14 protein-coding genes and 1 rRNA gene are annotated in these 18,322 nt (G+C 61.2%); 12 read left to right on the top strand and 3 right to left on the bottom strand.

Going from position 1 to position 18,322, the window contains the following annotated elements; all coding sequences use genetic code 11:
• Positions 1-243, top strand: a 16S ribosomal RNA gene (locus K8U03_07175); the annotation flags it as partial.
• Positions 244-636: 393 nt separating this feature from the next.
• The gene (locus K8U03_07180; GenBank protein MCE9604671.1) at positions 637-1,149 is read left to right on the top strand and encodes a PH domain-containing protein; all 513 of its coding nucleotides are present in this window, start codon (positions 637-639) and stop codon (positions 1,147-1,149) included.
• Positions 1,150-1,188: 39 nt separating this feature from the next.
• Here the strand turns inward: K8U03_07180 and K8U03_07185 are convergent, their stop codons facing one another.
• Positions 1,189-1,821 (bottom strand): hypothetical protein, encoded by a 633-nt coding sequence (locus K8U03_07185; protein ID MCE9604672.1) that lies wholly within the window; start codon positions 1,819-1,821, stop codon positions 1,189-1,191.
• Between the two features lie 524 nt (positions 1,822-2,345).
• Here K8U03_07185 and K8U03_07190 point away from each other — a divergent pair.
• Together K8U03_07190 and K8U03_07195 are read left to right on the top strand one after the other, a co-directional pair.
• A complete protein-coding gene (locus K8U03_07190) occupies positions 2,346-5,093 on the top strand; it encodes a DUF1549 domain-containing protein (protein ID MCE9604673.1) in 2,748 nt (915 codons plus the stop codon).
• A gap of 3 nt (positions 5,094-5,096) precedes the next feature.
• Positions 5,097-6,557, top strand: a complete 1,461-nt coding sequence (locus K8U03_07195; GenBank protein ID MCE9604674.1) for a DUF1501 domain-containing protein — start codon at positions 5,097-5,099, stop codon at positions 6,555-6,557.
• 131 nt (positions 6,558-6,688) lie between these two features.
• Here K8U03_07195 and K8U03_07200 read toward each other — a convergent pair whose 3' ends face one another.
• Positions 6,689-7,660 (bottom strand): aldo/keto reductase, encoded by a 972-nt coding sequence (locus K8U03_07200; protein MCE9604675.1) that lies wholly within the window; start codon positions 7,658-7,660, stop codon positions 6,689-6,691.
• A gap of 243 nt (positions 7,661-7,903) precedes the next feature.
• On the opposite strand from K8U03_07200, the gene K8U03_07205 reads away from it, so the two are divergent.
• Both K8U03_07205 and K8U03_07210 read left to right on the top strand, forming a co-directional pair.
• Positions 7,904-10,600 carry a glucosidase gene (locus tag K8U03_07205; protein ID MCE9604676.1) on the top strand — a complete coding sequence of 899 codons (2,697 nt, stop codon included), beginning with the start codon at positions 7,904-7,906 and terminating at the stop codon, positions 10,598-10,600.
• An 82-nt stretch (positions 10,601-10,682) separates the two neighbouring features.
• Positions 10,683-11,393, top strand: coding sequence for a methyltransferase domain-containing protein (locus K8U03_07210; GenBank protein MCE9604677.1), 711 nt, complete (start codon positions 10,683-10,685; stop codon positions 11,391-11,393).
• Positions 11,394-11,501: 108 nt separating this feature from the next.
• On the opposite strand, the gene K8U03_07215 is transcribed toward K8U03_07210, so the two are convergent.
• The gene (locus K8U03_07215; GenBank protein ID MCE9604678.1) at positions 11,502-11,738 is read right to left on the bottom strand and encodes a hypothetical protein; all 237 of its coding nucleotides are present in this window, start codon (positions 11,736-11,738) and stop codon (positions 11,502-11,504) included.
• Positions 11,739-11,949: 211 nt separating this feature from the next.
• Here K8U03_07215 and K8U03_07220 point away from each other — a divergent pair, with 211 nt between their 5' ends.
• From K8U03_07220 to K8U03_07245, 6 genes are all read left to right on the top strand, one after another.
• Positions 11,950-13,320, top strand: a complete 1,371-nt coding sequence (locus K8U03_07220) for a DUF1501 domain-containing protein (protein MCE9604679.1) — start codon at positions 11,950-11,952, stop codon at positions 13,318-13,320.
• Positions 13,321-13,501: 181 nt separating this feature from the next.
• Positions 13,502-14,335, top strand: coding sequence for a deoxyribonuclease IV (locus tag K8U03_07225; GenBank protein ID MCE9604680.1), 834 nt, complete (start codon positions 13,502-13,504; stop codon positions 14,333-14,335).
• Positions 14,336-14,686: 351 nt separating this feature from the next.
• The gene (locus K8U03_07230; protein MCE9604681.1) at positions 14,687-15,286 is read left to right on the top strand and encodes a GNAT family N-acetyltransferase; all 600 of its coding nucleotides are present in this window, start codon (positions 14,687-14,689) and stop codon (positions 15,284-15,286) included.
• Positions 15,287-15,388: 102 nt separating this feature from the next.
• Positions 15,389-15,739 carry an STAS domain-containing protein gene (locus K8U03_07235; protein MCE9604682.1) on the top strand — a complete coding sequence of 117 codons (351 nt, stop codon included), beginning with the start codon at positions 15,389-15,391 and terminating at the stop codon, positions 15,737-15,739.
• 142 nt (positions 15,740-15,881) lie between these two features.
• A complete protein-coding gene (locus K8U03_07240; GenBank protein MCE9604683.1) occupies positions 15,882-16,913 on the top strand; it encodes a metallophosphoesterase in 1,032 nt (343 codons plus the stop codon).
• 119 nt (positions 16,914-17,032) lie between these two features.
• Positions 17,033-18,307 carry an insulinase family protein gene (locus K8U03_07245; GenBank protein ID MCE9604684.1) on the top strand — a complete coding sequence of 425 codons (1,275 nt, stop codon included), beginning with the start codon at positions 17,033-17,035 and terminating at the stop codon, positions 18,305-18,307.
• Positions 18,308-18,322 lie beyond the last annotated feature (15 nt).

An 18,322-nucleotide genomic window follows, 5' to 3' on the forward strand; every position in this document is an offset into this window, starting at 1 on the left:
GTTCGGATTGCAGGCTGCAACTCGCCTGCATGAAGCCGGAATCGCTAGTAATCGCGGGTCAGCATACCGCGGTGAATGTGTTCCTGAGCCTTGTACACACCGCCCGTCAAGCCACGAAAGTGGGGGGCATCCGAAATCGCCGTGCCAACCGTAAGGGGGTAAGCGCCTAAGATGAACTCCGTGATTGGGACTAAGTCGTAACAAGGTAGCCGTAGGGGAACCTGCGGCTGGATCACCTCCTTTCTAAGGATTTTTTTCCTATAGTCCTGATTGAACCAGCAATGGTTCGGATAATCAGCGACTGGAAACAAAACTGTGGAGCGTTCCGTACCGGATACTTGAAATCAGCCGAAGTCGTAAGACTCCGACATCTACCATATTGCATTGACGAAACCCACCAGGGCTGAGCCGCCCTGGTGGGTTTTTTTATGCGCATCTCTCAACTCGCTTTTGCTCTGAGAGAGTCCCGACCACCGTAGACTCGTCGCTGAGTTCGAGAGCATCGCGAGCTTTCAACCGCTGCGTCGTGCTGCGAATCGCGAGCGACTCGTCGGAGCGCCACTTCCGCGCTCCGCACTCCTTTGTTAAAGTGTTCAAATTCACCAGCGAACTTCGCTTCCAGCACTCGGAAACCCGATGAAACAAGCCATTTCCGGCGTCAGTCCTGTGGGAGGCGCCGAGTCGACCATCATGACCGTGTGGCCCTCGATGGGACGCACTCCTTTCGGTCAACTCCTAGGGCGACTCTACGGCATTAAAGCCGGCATCGGCAACGTCCTCACCGTCGGCAACCTGATCGCGCTGGCGAGCATCCCGCAGGCCTTGCTCCTGTTTTTCCTGGCCCTCACTCCTTGGGCCTGTCTTCGCTACCGATTGACGAATCGCCGGATCGTCGTCGAGCGAGGCTTCATTGCGCGTGTCGAGAAGGAAGTTTCGCTCGACAACTTCGACACGATCGAGGTCGTCGTCGCGCCGGGCCAAGAGTGGTATCCCTGCGGCAACCTCGTCTTCTACAAAGGCAAGGTCGAAACGTTCCGTATCGACGGCATCCCGCACCTCGAAGGCTTTCGGCATACCTGCCTGAACGCGCAACGAGGATTCGCGGGCGTGAAGAGCGCCGGCGCGAAGAAAAAAGTCGCTGCGAAGTAGAAGTAAGCGTTCGCCTACCGCATGTTCGCGGCGGCTCGTTTAAAGCCCCGTCTTGGGATATTCGAGCGGGATCGGCGGCTGCGGCAGATTCAGCGGCGTTGCCTTCTGTGGTGCCGTCTTCAGCGGCATGGCCTTCTGTGGCACTGCCTCTCGGCTCGGCTCCTCGCGCTCCACAGGCGGTAGCGGCACGATCTTCGCCTGCCCTTCGACAACCGCAGGTTTCTTAGGTGCCGACTCAAGAGCCGTTTTCGTTTCGCTCGTTTCACCCTCGGCGATCTTCTTCGCGACCGATCCTAATTCCAGCGGCGTTGCCACCGCCGGAGTCGGCTTCGCCTCAGCTTGAGCGCTCGCCATCTTCTTTTCGACCACAACGGGCTTTTCGAGCGCAGCGGGAACGGCCTTCAGCGGCTTTTCTTTCGTCCCATTTTCTAGGCCAGGCAGATTCACCGGCACCAACCGGCCGGCGTCGAGAATTTTCAGCACTTTCGTCGTGCCCGAATCGGTCGGCGTGAGGTCGATCGTCGTGGCGGGCAGCACATGCGGCGCGTAAGGAATGTTCGCGACCGTCGTCGGCGAAAAGAGTTGTCCCTGCTGCGAGAGGACCGAAGCATACGGCACGATCGGCGTCGGCACGATCTCGATCGCTCGCGTCGTCGAACCGATCGGGGTCATCCCTGCGCTGGATGAAACGCTGGGTGATGCGAAAGGGACCGCGGCACCGCTGGAATAATTTCGGCCGCTCGAAGAGATTCCAGTCGGCGCAAAGCTCGGCGGTTCCGTTCCCTTGCAGAACGAGCACGTGCCGATCAGTAGTGCGGCAGCGCCCCATGCGCCGCCATGCGCCCATCGATGCATCAGATCCTCACTCGGCACCGAGGTTATGCTGAGAGCCAACCGACGAAACCCGAGAGAAGCCTTGAGGCCGCGAGCAGGCCCAGGCCGAGTCGACTTTAAGGTTTTGTCTGGGCACTCCGAGTGCCGCGAAAGGATAGCTCACGATTTCGCGTCGTCAAACCGCCTCGCGGAATTTGCCGATTAAACAGCGTATTCCCGTCCTGTGTTGCTATCTTTCCCGTCCATTGCGATATTAGAAGGGCTTGCGACCCCTCCTTAGCAAGCTCCTCGCCGAACCCCGCCTAGTCCGTTCTTGCCTCTTCCGTTGCCCCCTGCCTTTTTGGGTCGGAGTTTTTTTGCCGATGTTTCGCGCAAGGAAAACATTTCGCGCAGCCCAAGCCGCGGCAATCGCGATTTTTTTCTCGGCCGCGATTTCGGTCGTTGTGCTTTGCGCCGAAGTCTCCTTCGTCTCGGCCGCTGCGCCGGCGGAAAAACTAGTCGCCGCAACTTCTGCGAAGCAGTCGGGAGTGGCCGGCGAATTGTTTTTTGAGACGTCCGTTCGGCCGATCTTCAAAGCCCATTGCTTTCAATGTCATGGCGAAGAAGACGACGTTCAAGGTGGGCTCGACATCCGCCTAGTGCGCCTGCTGAAAAAAGGAGGCGAGTCGGGCATCGCTCTGATCGCCGGTGATCACAAAAAAAGTCTGCTCTACGAACGACTCGCCGCCGGCGAAATGCCTCCCGGCGAAAAGAAACTTTCCGCACAGGAACTCGCAACCGTCGCCCGCTGGATCGACGCCGGTGCCCGAACCGCCAAACCGGAGCCGCAGCAAGTCTCCGAGATCACGGATGAAGATCGCAACTTCTGGTCCTTCCGTCCGATTCACCGTCCCGCCGTGCCTGCGATCGCATCTACCGCAAAATCAAAAGTCCGTACTCCGATCGATGCGTTTCTGCTGACCGAACTGGCGCGCAACGGCCTCTCGTTCTCTGCCGAAGCCGATCGCCGCACGCTCATTCGTCGCTTGTATTTCGACTTAATCGGCCTGCCGCCGACGCCCGCAGAGGTTGCCGCGTTCGTCGCCGACGAAAGCCCGACCGCTTACGAAGCGCTCGTCGATCGGTTGCTCGCCTCGCCGCACTACGGCGAGCGCTGGGGCCGGCATTGGCTCGACGTCGCCGGCTACGCCGATAGCGACGGTTACACCCCGCTCGATCCGGTGCGCAAGTATGCCTACAAGTATCGCGACTACGTGATTCGAGCCTTCAACGCCGACAAGCCTTGGAACGAGTTCATCGTCGAGCAGCTTGCCGGCGATGAGTTGATTGCGCCGCCGTACGCCGAGCGCACTCCGGCCGAGTTGGAAAAGCTCGTCGCAACGGGCTTTTTACGGATGGGGCCCGACGGTACGGCCGACACGTCCGTCGATCAAGCCCTGGCCCGCAACGATGTCGTCGCCGAGACGATCAAGATCGCTTCGACTTCGCTGTTGGGCCTCTCGGTCGGTTGCGCCCAGTGCCACAATCATCGTTACGATCCGATCTCGCAGGCCGATTACTATCGCCTTCGCGCGATCTTCGAGCCGGCATACGACGTCAAGAATTGGCGCGCTCCGCAGAGCCGCCTCGTTCCCTTGATGACTGCCGCAGAACGCGACCTCGCCGCGAAGATCGACGCCGAGATCGCGGCGATCAACAGCGAGCGCGCCGCGGAACTCAAGAAGATCGTGGCGGAGTATTTCGAAATCGAAGTCGCGAAAGTGCCGGAAGGGGTGCGTAGCGCGCTTCGTGCGGCACACGCGGTGCCGGCCGGAAAGCGAACGCCCGAGCAAAAGAAACTATTCGCCGAGTACCCAGCAGCCGATGTGCATCCCGGCTCCGTCCTCCTCTTCGATGTGAAGCGGTTGCGCGCGTTCGATAAGATCTACGATGATCGGATCGTCGTGAAGAAAGGCGAACGCCCGACGGAAGAATTCGTCCACGCCCTCACCGAGCAGCCCGGCAATATCCCCGCGACGTTCCTTTTTTTTCGCGGCGATCACAACGCGCCGCGGCAATCGCTGAAGCCGCGCGAGCTCTCGGTACTGAGCGAGGAAAACTCCGGCGCGATCCCTGAAAAGAATCCTGCAATTGCGTCGACCGGTCGGCGATTAGCCTATGCTCGGCATCTCGTCGACGGCCGGCATCCGCTCACGGCGCGCGTGTTGGTGAATCGCTTTTGGATGCACCATTTCGGGCGAGGCATCGTTGCCTCGCCGGCCGATTTCGGTTTTGCCGGCGAACGCCCGACCCACCCCGATTTGCTCGATTGGCTCGCGTCGGAATTCATGGCCGGCGGTTGGCGGTTGAAGTCGCTGCACCGGACGATGCTCCTTTCGGCTGCGTATCGGCAGTCCTCGGCCCACTCGCCGGCCCTCGATGCGGTCGATCCCGATAATCGCCTGCTCGGCCGGATGAACGTTCGCCGGCTCGAGGCCGAGATCCTGCGCGATTGCGTCCTCAGCGTGTCGGGAAGCTTGAATCGTAAAGCATTCGGCCCGGCTGTTCCTGTGACACCGGATGAAATCGGCCAAGTGATTCTCGGCATCGACAATCGAGACGGTGCGGGGCGCTTCAAGGGAAAGCAAAATTCGATCGGCGACGAAGCCTATCGCCGTAGCATCTACATTCAAGTTCGTCGCACGCTTCCGCTCGGGATGTTGGAGACGTTCGACGCTCCGACGATGACCCCCAATTGCGAGGTCCGCGCCGTGTCGACGGTTGCTCCGCAATCGCTGCTTTTCATGAACAACGAATTCATCGTCACGCAGTCCGAAGTCTTCGCCCGACGTTTGCAGACGGCCGCTCCCGACGACCTCGCGGCGCAAGTGAAGTTCGGCTGGCTCGCAGCATTCGGCGTGGCGCCGACCAATGCTCAATTGCAGGAAGCGGTCGCCTTCGTGAAAGCGCAGCTCTCGCAGTTCTCGATCGCCGCTGCCGCGGCACCCAAGGCGGGAGCGAAGCCGGCTCCCGTCGTCGAGCCGGTTCGAGTGCCGAGCCCAAGCGAACGGGCTCTCGCCTCGTATTGCCAAGCGTTGCTCAGCGCCAATGGTTTCTTGTACGTGGATTAAGCCATGAATAACGACACGCAATCGCAATCGTCGCGCCGTCACTTCCTCGCTTCGCAAGCGATGGGGATCGGCGGCGTTGCGCTCGCGTGGCTCGTCGAACAGGAGCGCGCACTGGCCGAGCCCGCCAAGCCGGCACTTGTCCGACCGACGTTCGATGTCGCTCCGAAAGCTCCTCGCCATGCGCCGCAAGCGACGGCGATGATCTCGCTCTTCATGCAAGGAGGACCGAGCCATGTCGATCTTTGCGACCCTAAGCCGGAGTTGCAAAAGCGGCATCTCGAAAAATACTCCGGTGAGTTGAAGTTCGACAATCCGCCCGAAGCGAGCGCTAAGCTGTTTGCGTCGCCGTGGAAGTTCCGCAAGCATGGTCGGTGCGGCATGGAGCTCAGTGAGCTTCTGCCGGGCCTCGCCGAAGTGGTCGACGATATCACGCTCATTCGTTCGATGAGGACCGGCGTAAACAACCATGCCGCCGGCATGCGGGCCTTAAACTCCGGCGGCATTCAGCCGGGCCGGCCATCGCTTGGGTCGTGGTGTGCCTATGGCCTCGGTACGGAAAATCGCGAGCTTCCGGCCTACCTCGTGCTCACCGATCCGGAAGGGGTGCCGGTCGACGGGATCAACAATTGGGCCAACGGATACCTGCCGGCGATCTATCAGGGAACCGTCATTCGTCCGCAAGAGCCGCGGATCTTGAACCTCGATCCCCCGCCGCATCTCGCAGGCGTGCCGCAAGAAAAGTTCTTGTCGTATTTAGATCGCTTGAATCGCGAGCACTTCGCCGAGCGACCGGGAGAACACGATCTCGCCGCCCGCATCGCCGGCTACGAGCTCGCGGCACGGATGCAAGTCGCCGCGAAAGAGGCGCTCGATCTTTCGCAAGAGTCGGCGGCGATGCACAAGCTCTACGGGCTCGACCAACCCGAGACTCGCGACTTCGGCTCGCGTTGCCTCATCGCCAGGCGGCTCGTCGAGCGAGGCGTTCGCTTCGTGCAGATCTGTACGGGCAACCAGCATTGGGACAACCACAACGCCATCGTGAAGCGATTGCCGGCCGTTTGCAAACGGGTCGACGTTCCCTCGGCGGCGCTTGTGAAAGATCTCAAGAGCCGGGGCTTGCTGGAAACGACTCTGGTGCAGTGGGGAGGCGAAATGGGGCGCCTACCCGTGATTCAAAACGAAAAGAACATCGGCCGCGATCACAACACTTACGGATTCAGCATGTGGATGGCCGGCGGCGGCGTGCGCGGCGGGCATGTGCACGGCGCGACCGACGACTTCGGCCATCATGCCGTGCAAGATCCCGTCTCGCACAACGAATACCTCGCCACGCTGATGCACTTGCTCGGCCTCGACCCGCAGAAGCTGAACTTCACACGCCCGAGCGGCCCGAACTCGCTGATCGACACGCCGACGGCGCGCGTGGTGAAAGAGATCCTGACGAAACCGGAATGGGTCGCTTAAACCCTTCTCCCCGGCGGGAGAAGGTGGCGACGAAGTCGCCGGATGAGGGGTGGAGCGAATGGAGTTGCGATGTGGTTATGTAATTCAGCCCCTCACCCCGGCCCTCTCCCGGCGGGAGAGGGAGCTGTCGATCACACTGCAGATCGTGAAGCTGCCGGGCCGCGTCTTGCGATCGCCGCGTCGATTTCCGCCAGATCGCTTTTCGACAATTCGAAGTCGAGTGCGCCGGCGTTTTCGAGAATCTGATCCGGGCGCTTCGCTCCGACGAGCGCGACCGTGATGCCCGGCTGGGCGATCGTCCACGCGAGGACGAGTTCCGATAACGTCCGGCCGTGCCTGGCGGCGATCGGTCGGAGCTCATCGAGAAAGTCGTGTGTCTTGGCGAACTCGTCGCCGCGAAACATCGGGTACTTCGGCCGGCCGTCGCCGGGAGCAAACACATGCTCGCGCCCGAGCTTGCCGGCGAGCAAGCCTTTCATGAGCGGCCAGTAGACGCAGAGGGCGACGTCGTGCTCCAGGCACCACGGCCGCACCTCGGCTTCGATCTCGCGCTGCAGCATGTTGTAGTGCGGCTGCACCGCCGCGACCGGACAGACCGACGTAAACGCTTGCAACTGCGCGAGGGAAACATTCGAGACCCCCACCGCGCGTGTCTTTCCCTCTTCCATTAAGCGCCGCAACTCGCCGGCCGATTCCTCGATCGGCGTGCCGGGGTCGGGGGAGTGCAGATAGAGCAGCTCAACGCGATCGGTCCCGAGCCGGCTTAGGCTTTTTTCGCAATTTCGGCGTAGCGCTCGAGGGCTGCCGTCTTTCGCTTGCTTGCCGTCGGCATCCCAATAGATGCCCCCTTTCGTAGCGATCACGACTTCCTCGCGGCGCGTTCCCAGCGCGCGACGAATCAGCGTCTCGCTTTCGCCGTGCGCCCCGTAGCAATAGGCGGTATCGAGAAAATTGATTCCTGCATCGAGCGCCGCGGCCAGAGTTGCCAAGCTGTTTTCTTCAGTAACATTCAGGCTCGTCATTCCCGCGATTGGCCAGCAGCCCATCGCGATCGGCGAGACGAAGAGATCGGTATTTCCAAGGCGACGATGCGGGAGCGGCATAGGAATGGATTCGCGGTTGCGAATTACGGCGGTGGTAAGCGAGCGAGAGTTTTCCGAAGAATTGAGTTTCCGCGAGCGCGGGCCGCGCGTAAAGGGGCGCGTCGTCCTCGTCGCACACTCGCAAATCGTTGCGGCGTAGGCTAAAACGATTGGTTCCGGCGAGGTCGGCCGCGGTTTTACTTTGCTACACAATCCGTCGACCGGCTTCGTCGCTGCGCGATTCCCACTCCCTGCTTGAGCATCATGCCGAACAACTTCACCAAAGAACACAATCGCCTTGCCGAGCACGATTCGCGGGCCGTCGATTGGAAGCAGTGGGGGCCGTACGTCGCGGAGCGCGCTTGGGGGACCGTTCGTGAAGATTACAGCGAAGACGGCCGCGCCTGGGAATCGTTTCCGCACGACCATGCGCGCAGCCGCGCCTATCGTTGGAACGAAGATGGACTCGCCGGCGTTTGCAATCGTTACCAAAACATCTGCATGGCGCTCGGCTTGTGGAACGGCAAAGATCCGATCCTCAAAGAGCGCCTCTTCGGCCTGACTGGGCCCGAGGGGAACCACGGCGAGGATGTGAAGGAGTACTACTTCTACCTCGATAACGTGCCGACCCACTCGTACATGAAATATCTGTACAAGTATCCGCAGGTCGAGTATCCGTATGCGAAGCTCGTCGACGCGAATCGGAAGCAAGGGCGCGACAAGCCCGAAGTCGAACTGCTCGACTTGCTCGGCGACACCTTCAAGACGAACCGCTACTTCGACGTCACGGTCGAGTATGCGAAGGCCGATGAAGAAGACGTGCTCTGTCGGATCACGGTCGAGAATCGCGGGCCCGAGGCCGCGCCGCTTCATATCTTGCCGCAACTCTGGTATCGCAATACTTGGTCGTGGGGATACGACAGCACCCGCCCGACGATCCGCGCGATCGGCGAACGGGTCGCCGAGACCGAGCATCGGCATCTCGGCAAGCGCTGGTGGTACGTCGATGCGCCGACCATGCCTGCCGGTCCGCCCGCGTCGGGGCAAGACGGCAGCGCTCCGATGCGGCTCATGTTCACCGAAAACGACACGAATCGGCAGCGGCTCTACGGCAAAAAGAACGCGATGCCGTATGTGAAGGATGCGTTTCACGAAGCCGTTTGTCGCGGCAAGCTCGAAGCGTTGAACCCGGCTCGCAAGGGAACGAAAGCGGCGGCGCATTTTCAAGTCGTGTTGCCGCCAGGCGGGAAGTATGTGGTGCAAACGCGGTTATCGCCGCGGCAAGTCGACGCTCCGTTCGCCGATTTCGATGCCGTCTTCGATGCCCGCCGCAACGAAGCCGATGCGTTTTACGATGCCGTCGGTTGCCCCGGGCTCGATGCCGATCAAAAGCGCGTCGAGCGGCAGGCGTATGCCGGGCTGTTGTGGACGAAGCAGTTCTACCACTACAGCGTCGAACTCTGGCTCGACGGCGATCCCGTCGGTCCGCGCTCGCCCGAGTCGGCCGAGCACATGCGCAACCACCAGTGGCGGCACATGTACAACCTCGACATCATTTCGATGCCGGACAAATGGGAGTATCCGTGGTACGCCGCTTGGGACTTGGCGTACCACTGCTTGCCGCTGGCGCAGATCGATCCCAAGTTCGCGAAACGGCAACTCATGCTGATGCTGCGCGAATGGTATATGCATCCCAACGGCCAGATGCCGGCCTACGAGTGGAACTTCTCCGACGTCAATCCGCCGGTCCATGCCTGGGCCTGTTGGCGCGTCTATAAAATCTCGCGCAACATCACGGGCGAAGCCGATACGCGCTGGCTCGAAGAGGTGTTTCAAAAGCTGCTGTTGAACTTCACCTGGTGGGTCAATCGCAAAGATCGCGACGGGGCCAACGTGTTCGAAGGGGGTTTCCTCGGGCTCGATAATATCGGGGTGTTCGATCGGAGCTCGTTGCTTGCCGGGCGCTACATCGAGCAAGCCGACGGCACCGCTTGGATGGGAATGTACTGTCTGAACATGCTCGCCATTGCGCTCGAGCTCGCGCGCACCCGGCCGGCTTACGAGAGCATCGCCACGAAGTTCTTCGAGCACTTCATCTACATCGCCAACGCGATCAACGCCCCGATCGAAGAGCAGGGCTTGTGGGACGCGGAAGACGGCTTCTTTTACGACAAGCTGCACCTTCCCGAAGGCACGGCCGTGCCGCTGAAATTGCGGTCGTTCGTCGGGCTCATTCCGCTATTCGCCGTCGAAACGATCGAGCCGGATCTCTTGGAGATGCTGCCGAACTTTCGTCGCCGCATGGAGTGGTTCATCAAGTACCGCCCGAAGCTCACCGCCGCGGTCGCTTCGCTTACCGAACCGGGCGAGAACGGCCGGCTTCTGCTCACGATCGTCGATCGCTACAAGCTCGAACGGATCTTGCCGCGCATGTTCGATCCTTCGCAATTCCTCTCCGAGTTCGGGCTCCGTTCCTTGTCGCATCAGATGGCGACGGAACCGTTCGTGTTTAAGAACGGCACCGAACAAATCCGAGTCGATTACGAGCCCGGCGAGTCGCGCAGCGATATGTTCGGGGGCAATTCCAACTGGCGCGGGCCGATTTGGTTCCCGGTCAACTACTTGATGATCGAGTCGCTTGAGAAGTACCATCACTACTTCGGCGACACGCTGAAAGTGGAATCGCCGCGCTACTCGGGCGTCTGGATGAACTTGCAGGATGCAGCGAAGGAGCTCTCCCGGCGGATGTGTTCGCTATTTCTGCGCGACGAAAAGGCCGGCGGCCGACGAGCCGTGTTCGGCGACGTAGAACTGTTTCAGAAGAGTCCCGAGTGGCGCGATCACATTCCGTTTTACGAATACTTTCACGGCGAGACGGGACGCGGTATGGGAGCCAGCCATCAGACGGGTTGGACGGCGCTCGTGGCCCGCATGCTTAGCGCGATCGTGCCGGAAAAGTAACGGCTTCGAGAAGATAGCGACGGACGGTCGGTGTGCGTAGGCGGTGCGAAGAGGCGGCTCGTAACGTAAGGAATGTCCGAGCATGAAGAATTGGTGGTCGGAGATCCGTACGTTCCTGCGCGAGTATCGCACGAACTTCAAACACACCGGCGCAGTGATGCCGAGCGGCGCATGCCTCGGCCGCGCGCTCGCGCGCTTCGTGCGCGAGCGTCAGCCGGTAGCCGTCGCTGCTTCGGCCGCTTCCGTCGATCTCGCTGCCTCCGTCGGTGGCGGATCCGCATGCTTCCGCATTCTCGAAGTCGGGCCCGGCACCGGCGCGGTCACGCGGCACATCGCCTCGGCCCTGCGCGCCGGCGATGCGCTCGATCTTTGTGAGCTGAACCCTTCGTTCGTCGCGATGCTGCGAGAGCGGCTCGTCGATGAGTCGCCGTTTTGCGACGTCGCGGATCAGGTGCGCATCTTTCATCATCCGATCGAAGAATTGCCGCACGACGTTTCCTACGACCTCATCATCTCGGGCCTGCCGCTCAACAACTTCAACGTCGCCGAAGTCGAGCACATTCTCGGGCTCTTCGAGCGGCTTTTGAAGCCGAGCGGCACCCTCTCGTTTTTCGAGTACATCGGCATACGCAAGATGCGCGCCGTCGTGAGCGATGCTCCCGGCCGCGAACGCTTGCGCGGCATCGGCCGAGCGATGGACGGCATGCTCGCGCGCGGCGAGATCCATCGCGACCGCATTTGGCCGAACGTCCCGCCGGCTTACGTGCATCACGTCCGCTTCGGCAAAGGTTAGGCCCTTCGCCGGCCGAAGGCAGCTTGATAGCGCAGCCGGCGGCTAAATCCCGGAAAATGCTAAACGATCCCTTGGAATATTCAAAAAACGCCGATATTCGGTTGTAGTTTACTTTGAAATTGCTCGGCGTAGCCAAAGAAGACGGATCACTCCATACGCCGCGATGGCAATGCCCACCCAAAAGGCAATTCCAAGCACGGACAGGACGAGATGGTCTCCTAGCATGCCGATTAGTCCGATCGGGTATATGAAGATCGCCACGATTGAGACAGCCGATACAAGCAAACCGTCGATGATGCGGCGCTTCGCGCTAGCTCGTTTCACTACTTTTTGTTCGTCATTCATCTCCGCATCCTACCTCGCAACGCGGTAAAATTCCCGCATGCCCGATATTCCGAGCCCCGATCGGCTTGGAGCGGGGCTGATGGAGGAACGAGCCGATAGGAAAAGATAGTGCCGGCGAAAGCCCGACCCGTTATGATAAGAGTCCTGCTACGCCCCGCCTGCCGCTCCCCTGATTCCCCCTGCCTCCGCTCCACCCGCCCTGATGACGAATATGGGATTCAACACCGAAGCAGCGTTCCACCGGCGGCAATGGCTGCGCGGCGGAGGTGCTGCGGCCGCCTCGTTGCTGGTGCCCAAGGTTCTCCAAGCCCGAGATAGCTCGACCAAGCCCGCCGGCAAGAACAAGTCGCCGGCGCGGGCCGCGATCGTCATCTATCTGCAGGGTGGCCTGTCGCACTACGAAAGCTTCGATCCGAAGCCCCTCGCGCCGAGCGCTTACCGCGGCGAATTCGATTCGATCGCCACGAAAGTTCCCGGCACGCACTTCTCCGAACATCTCCCGATGCTCGCCGCACGGGCCGACAAGTTCAACGTGCTGCGCAGCGTCTATGTCGATTCGCCGAGCCATCCGGTCGCGATCCACATGACCCTCACCGGTTGGGACATGCCCGGCGCCGATGTGGCCGGCAAAAACAAGAACACGACGAACCCTTCGATCGGTAGCTGGGTTGCCCGACTCAGAACCGAAAACAGCCGCGACTTGCCCCCCTACGTGGCGATCCCGCACGATGCTCAGTTGGGCATTCGCGTGCGCTACGCCACGGCCGGCCTCCTGGGCTCGACCTACGAACCGCTCTTCGCCGGCTTGCCTCCCGACACGTCGACGGGCATCTACGAGCCGCCGCGCGATCTACGCTTAAGCACCGGCATCGATTCGGCACGTCTCGAACAGCGGCTGTCGCTGCTCAACGCGATCGACCAACGAGCCCGCTGGTCGCAGCCGATCGCCTCGCTCGATCGCTACCATCGTCGCGCGTACGACATGCTCGCCGGCGACGCCGCGGGCGCGGCTTTCGACTTGAGCAGGGAAAGCGCCGCCGACCGTGAGCGCTACGGCAACCATCTGTGGGGCCAGCAAACGATTCTCGCCCGCCGCCTTGCCGAGTCGGGCGTGCCGTTCACGCTCGTCAACCTTACGCTCAACCAAGCGCACGGCCAGGATTGGGATACGCATGTCGACAACTTCGGCATGATGAAGAATACGTTGCTGCCGCCGATGGAACGGGCCGTGAGCGCGCTGCTCGACGATCTCGAAGCCCGCGGGCTGCTCGATACGACGCTCGTCGCCATGTTCGGCGAGTTCGGTCGCACGCCGCAAATCAATGCCCAAGGAGGCCGCGACCATTGGGCCAAGGTTTGCTCGGTGATGCTCGCCGGCGGCGGCTTGAAAAAGGGAGTCGTGGTCGGGGCAAGTACTCGCGCCGGCGACGTTCCGCTCGATCGGCCGATCCACTTCAACGACGTGCTCGCGACGATCTACCATCAGCTCGGGGTCTCGACCAGCGAAGTTCTTCACGACTCGCTCGGCCGCCCTTTCCCGGTCCTCGCCCACGGCGAACCGATCCGCGAATTGCTCGCTTAGCGCAGCGTTTCTCTCGGCGAGAGCTGCCCGGCGTTTATCTCGCGCCGAATGCGGCCAGGGCTGCCGAGGCGACCGGCACTCGCTATATTCATGGCTCCGTGCGGGTAGGCATCCCGCCGGCGTTCGCGTCCGTCTGTCGAAACCCTCGCGGAGTCCATGCGTGTCGATTCTCGGTGCCCACATGTCGATTGCCGGCGGATACTACAAATCCGTAGAAGCTGCCGCGCATTGCGCGATGGATTGCGTGCAGCTGTTCACGAAGAACAACAACCAATGGCGGGCCAAAGAGATCAGCGAGGCCGAGGCGAAGGCGTTTCGGGATGCGCTCGCGAACTTGAAGATCACGCACCCGATCTCGCACGATTCGTACCTCATCAACCTCGCCGCTCCCGATGACGAACTCTGGCGCAAGTCGATCGACGCATTCGTCGTCGAGCTTCGTCGGGCCGATCAACTCGGCATTCCCTACGTCGTCACGCATCCCGGTTCGTATACCTCGACGAGCGAAGCGGTCGGGCTGAAGCGCATTATCGCGGCGCTCGACGAAGTCCACGCGCAGACGACGGACGTCAAAGCCCAATGTCTGTTGGAAACCACGGCCGGGCAGGGGACCAACCTCGGCAATAAGTTCGAGCATCTGGCCGAGATTCTCGCTGGGATCAAGCATGCCGAGCGGGTCGGCGTTTGCGTCGACACTTGCCATATCTTCGCCGCCGGCTATCCGCTCGGCACGCCTGAGGAATACGACGACACGTTTAAGAAGTTCGATCAAGCCATCGGCACGAAGCTGATTCGAGCCTTCCACTTGAACGACAGTAAGAAAGGACTCGGCTCGCGCGTCGACCGGCATGAGCACATCGGCGAAGGGATGCTCGGGCTCGAGCCGTTTCGCCATCTGCTGAATGACCCGCGCTTCAAAAAGATTCCGATGTATTTGGAAACCAACAAAGAAGAGCGCGACGGCGAAGAGATGGACGTCGTCAACTTGCGCACGCTCCGGAGCCTGATCGCTTAACGCCGTGAGGAGCGAGCCAGACAGCTCGTCGGATCTGTTTGTCGAATCTGTCTGCCGGAGTCGCGGTGCTTCGCGTGCCGCGTGTGCCGGTTGCAGCAGCGGCGAAGAAAAAATCTTTGCCGAACCGCGTCGACCGCCGATGCGTAGAGCTTAACGCAGGGCGTGCAACCGAGGCTCGGCGGCCTCGCCGCGAGCGAAATCGGGCGAAAATCGGGTTTCTCCGTTTGTGCGGCGTGAAAATTTGACCCGCTTTAGGCGTCGGGTAGAATTAACGGCTGTCGGATTTGCGCATCGGCACCGATGCGGCGACGTCGCTCGTTTTCCAGCGGTCGGCATGGAAGGAAGGTCGCGATGGCCTTGACCTATTTCAAACGCTACCGCATGGAGATCGACCTCAACAAGGTCGACTTCGCGCGTCATCGTCTGCCGTCGCCGTATCGTTTCGTGCCGTGGAACGCCGGCCTCATCGCCACGCATGCCGAGACGAAGTATCTCAGCTTTCGGCATGAGATCGATGCCAACGTCTTTTCCTGTCTGGGCGACTACGACGGTTGTTATCGCCTAATGACCGAGATCAGCCGCAAAGACGGCTTCCTTCCCGGCGCGACTTGGCTGCTCGCTCGCATCGACGGCGCGAACGACCCTTGGGCTCGCGGCGATATCGATACCGACGCCCTGACGTTTTGCGGCACCGTGCAAGGGGTCGAAGACCGCTTCGGCTACGGCGCGATCCAGAACCTCGGCGTCGTGCCCGAGCATCGGGGCAACGGGCTCGGCAGCGTCCTTCTGTTGAAAGCCCTCGAAGGGTTCCGCCGCGCCGGCCTGAAGCGCGCGTATCTCGAAGTGACCGCGCAGAACGAAGGAGCCGTGCGGCTCTATCGCAAGCTCGGTTTCTCGAAGGCCCGCACCGTCTATAAAGCGGTCGAGCTCATGGGCGTGCCCGTTCGATAGCCGGCTTCTCAAGTTTCGAGCCCGGTCCTGGTTTCGTAAACGGCTGCGCTCCGCTACTCTGGGAGTGTCGCACAATGTTTCTTCCTGGCCGGTGCAGCGAATATGTTCAACTTCGAATATGAGAAGGTCGGCAAGAACGGCGACATCTTAGCCGTAGTGCTCTTCGGCACGATCGACGAGACCAACTACGAATATCTGTTGAAGTGCGTGGCCGAAGAGATTCTCGACGGTAGTAAGAAGCTCATCTTGAACTGCGAACAACTCACATACATTTCCAGCATGGGCCTCGGCATGCTCGTGCGAGTCCACTCGCGCATGAGAAAACTCGGCGGCGACGTCAAGCTGGCCGCCGTGCACAACACCGTCGCTCAAATCTTGAGCGTCGTCGGGCTGAACAAACTCTTCCACATCTATCCCACCGTCGAAGCCGCAATCGCCTCCCACGACGCCTGACGTGGACGTAATCAGCGGTTCGTGCCAGCTAGCACTCGGCGACTGATCTTCGCTCCCGCAGTCCGTGCGGATACGATTCGGCTTTCGTTGCCACCGGCCTCGGCAAGAGCCGTCGTCGGCACCCGATTGCGAAGTCCATTCGATGCGAATTTTGAAACGTCGTCCGCTGTTCGTCGCCGCTCTCGTCACTCTGATTGCGGCATTCGGTTACGCCTGGGCCGTCGTCACGCCGACGGTCGGCGAGCCGTTCACGGTCGCGACTCCGCCGGCCGGCAAGCCGCTCTGGACGTTCGGCTTCGTCGGCGATACGCAACAGGCCGACGATCGGCTCGATCCGTTGATGGCGAAGTTCGAGTCGCACGACGTCGAATTCGTGCTGCACTTGGGAGACATGGTCGACGAAGCGGCGAGTGACATGGAATGGGACCGCCTCATCGCCGCGGCATTGAAACATCGGGTGCGCCTGATGCCGGTCGTCGGCAACCACGACGTCCGCACCGATTACGCCGACGACGGCTCGATACGCTTTCGTCAATACTTTCCCGACTTGCCGAACACGTTCTACCACTTTCGTCATCGGGGCGTGAACTTCCTTATGCTCAACTCCGAGCGCTCGTTTGCGCCTGGGAGCGAGCAAGCGAAGTTCCTCAAGTTTCATCTAGACCGGCAGCCCGGTACGGCGATCGCCTGTCTTCATCGCCCGACATTCACGGCCGACGATCGCGACACGGCCTCGATGCTGACGCGCCGGCTATGGCTCCACGACGCACTAACGAAAACCGATGCCGTCGCAGTCGTTTCCGGCCACAACCATTACTACGATCGGACGAAGCCGCTCGATGGACTCACGTATATCGTGAGCGGCGGCGGAGGAGGGGCGACGCGCGAGACTCCCCAGCCACGCGACTTCACTGCCTCGCTTCATGCCGGCGAGCATCACTACGGAATCGCGCGCGTCTACGACGACCGCATCGCCGTCGAAATTTTGACGCTCGACGACGGCCGAACGCTTGACGCTTTCGCCCTGCCGCTGAAGCCGACGGATCGAAAGCAAGGGGGCTATCGTAATCGCCACAGTATGGAGCTGCCGCCGCTCGCCGAATTGCCCCAGTATCGGCGCGAAACGCTCGCGGCTCGTCGCGCGGAGCATGTCGGGATGCCGCGTCCTTGGTAGTTTCCGTCGAGCGGATCTCGCCGCGACCGCGAGACTAGGTTGCCTCGCGAGAGCATCGCCGATACCCTTGCGATTGTCCGCATCGCCTCGGTCGTCGCCTCACCCCGCAGAATCGAAATATGGCCGTTACCACTCCGTCGCCCGCTGCCGATCTCGCGCAAACCATCCATACGCATGAATTTCCGAACGGCTTAGTGCTGCTTGCCGAGCCGATGCGCTCGCTGGAGTCGGCCGCCTTCACGATCCGTGTCCCCGGCGGGTGCGCTTATGAGCCCGACGGCCGTGGAGGGCTCGGCGTGATGATGGTCGACATGACGTTGCGCGGCGCCGGCGAACGCGATAGCCGGCAGTTCGTCGACGATCTCGACAACCTCGGCGTCGAGCGCGGTGAATCGGTTACGGATGCGCTGGCCGGCTATAGTGGCGCGACCCTTGCCAAGAACTTGTTGCCCGCGCTCGGCATCTACGCCGATGTGCTGCGCCGGGCCCATCTGCCGGAAGACGAGCTGGAGATGACCCGGCTCGGTGCGCTGCAAGACCTCAGCGGCGTCGACGATGAGCCGGGCCAAAAGGTGATGCAGGAACTTCGCAAGCTCCACTATCCTCACCCCTGGGGGCGCCGCAGCCAAGGCGAACGGGCTGCGTTGGAATCGATCTCGATCGCCGAAATTCAAACGCAGTACCGAAAATGCTTTCGCCCGAACGGCACGATCATCAGCGTCGCCGGGAAGATCGATTGGCCGCGAGTGCGCGACACGGTCGGCGAGTTGCTCGGCGATTGGTCGCCGGTCGACGCGGCTCCGATCGTAGAGACGCCGCGCTCCGTGCGACGCAATCACATTGCGCATGAATCGGACCAGACGCACATCGCCGTGGCCTACGACAGCGTCCCTTATCGAAGCCCCGACTACTTTCAGGCTTGGGGAGCGGTCGGCGTTTTGAGCGGCGGCATGAGTTCTCGCTTGTTCACGGAAGTGCGCGAGAAACGTGGCCTCTGCTACACGGTCTATGCTTCTCAGGCGACGTTGAAGGATCGCGGAGCCGTGCTTTGCTATTCCGGCACGACAGCCGAACGTGCGCAAGAAACGCTCGACGTGATGCTCGGCGAGTTGCGCCGCTTGGCGCTCGGCGTCGAGCAGCATGAGCTCGAACGACTCAAGGCGCGCATCAAGAGCGGCCTCATCATGCAACAAGAATCGAGTTCGTCGCGCAGTTCGTCGATGGCCCGCGATTGGTATCTGCTCGGCCGGGTACGGACGTTGGACGAAGTGAGCACGCTCGTCGACACCCTCTCCGCCGAAAGCATCAACGACTATCTCGTTCAGAACCCGCCGCGCGACTTCACGATCGTCACGCTTGGTCAGAAGACTTTGGAGGTGCCTAGTGTCGGCTAATCAACCCGTGTCGGT

It is taken from the genome of Planctomycetia bacterium (assembly GCA_021413845.1).
GTDB lineage: Bacteria > Planctomycetota > Planctomycetia > Pirellulales > PNKZ01 > PNKZ01.

Excerpts from the sequence above, each read along its gene's own strand:
- K8U03_07220 (MCE9604679.1), top strand. The coding sequence starts at position 11,950 with ATGGGATTCAACACCGAAGCAGCGTTCCACCGGCGGCAATGGCTGCGC.
- K8U03_07200 (MCE9604675.1), bottom strand. The coding sequence starts at position 7,660 with ATGCCGCTCCCGCATCGTCGCCTTGGAAATACCGATCTCTTCGTCTCG.
- K8U03_07195 (MCE9604674.1), top strand. The coding sequence starts at position 5,097 with ATGAATAACGACACGCAATCGCAATCGTCGCGCCGTCACTTCCTCGCT.
- K8U03_07190 (MCE9604673.1), top strand. The coding sequence starts at position 2,346 with ATGTTTCGCGCAAGGAAAACATTTCGCGCAGCCCAAGCCGCGGCAATC.
- K8U03_07185 (MCE9604672.1), bottom strand. The coding sequence starts at position 1,821 with ATGACCCCGATCGGTTCGACGACGCGAGCGATCGAGATCGTGCCGACG.
- K8U03_07205 (MCE9604676.1), top strand. The coding sequence starts at position 7,904 with ATGCCGAACAACTTCACCAAAGAACACAATCGCCTTGCCGAGCACGAT.
- K8U03_07240 (MCE9604683.1), top strand. The coding sequence starts at position 15,882 with ATGCGAATTTTGAAACGTCGTCCGCTGTTCGTCGCCGCTCTCGTCACT.
- K8U03_07215 (MCE9604678.1), bottom strand. The coding sequence starts at position 11,738 with ATGAATGACGAACAAAAAGTAGTGAAACGAGCTAGCGCGAAGCGCCGC.
- K8U03_07235 (MCE9604682.1), top strand. The coding sequence starts at position 15,389 with ATGTTCAACTTCGAATATGAGAAGGTCGGCAAGAACGGCGACATCTTA.
- K8U03_07225 (MCE9604680.1), top strand. The coding sequence starts at position 13,502 with ATGTCGATTGCCGGCGGATACTACAAATCCGTAGAAGCTGCCGCGCAT.
- K8U03_07230 (MCE9604681.1), top strand. The coding sequence starts at position 14,687 with ATGGCCTTGACCTATTTCAAACGCTACCGCATGGAGATCGACCTCAAC.
- K8U03_07180 (MCE9604671.1), top strand. The coding sequence starts at position 637 with ATGAAACAAGCCATTTCCGGCGTCAGTCCTGTGGGAGGCGCCGAGTCG.
- K8U03_07245 (MCE9604684.1), top strand. The coding sequence starts at position 17,033 with ATGGCCGTTACCACTCCGTCGCCCGCTGCCGATCTCGCGCAAACCATC.
- K8U03_07210 (MCE9604677.1), top strand. The coding sequence starts at position 10,683 with ATGAAGAATTGGTGGTCGGAGATCCGTACGTTCCTGCGCGAGTATCGC.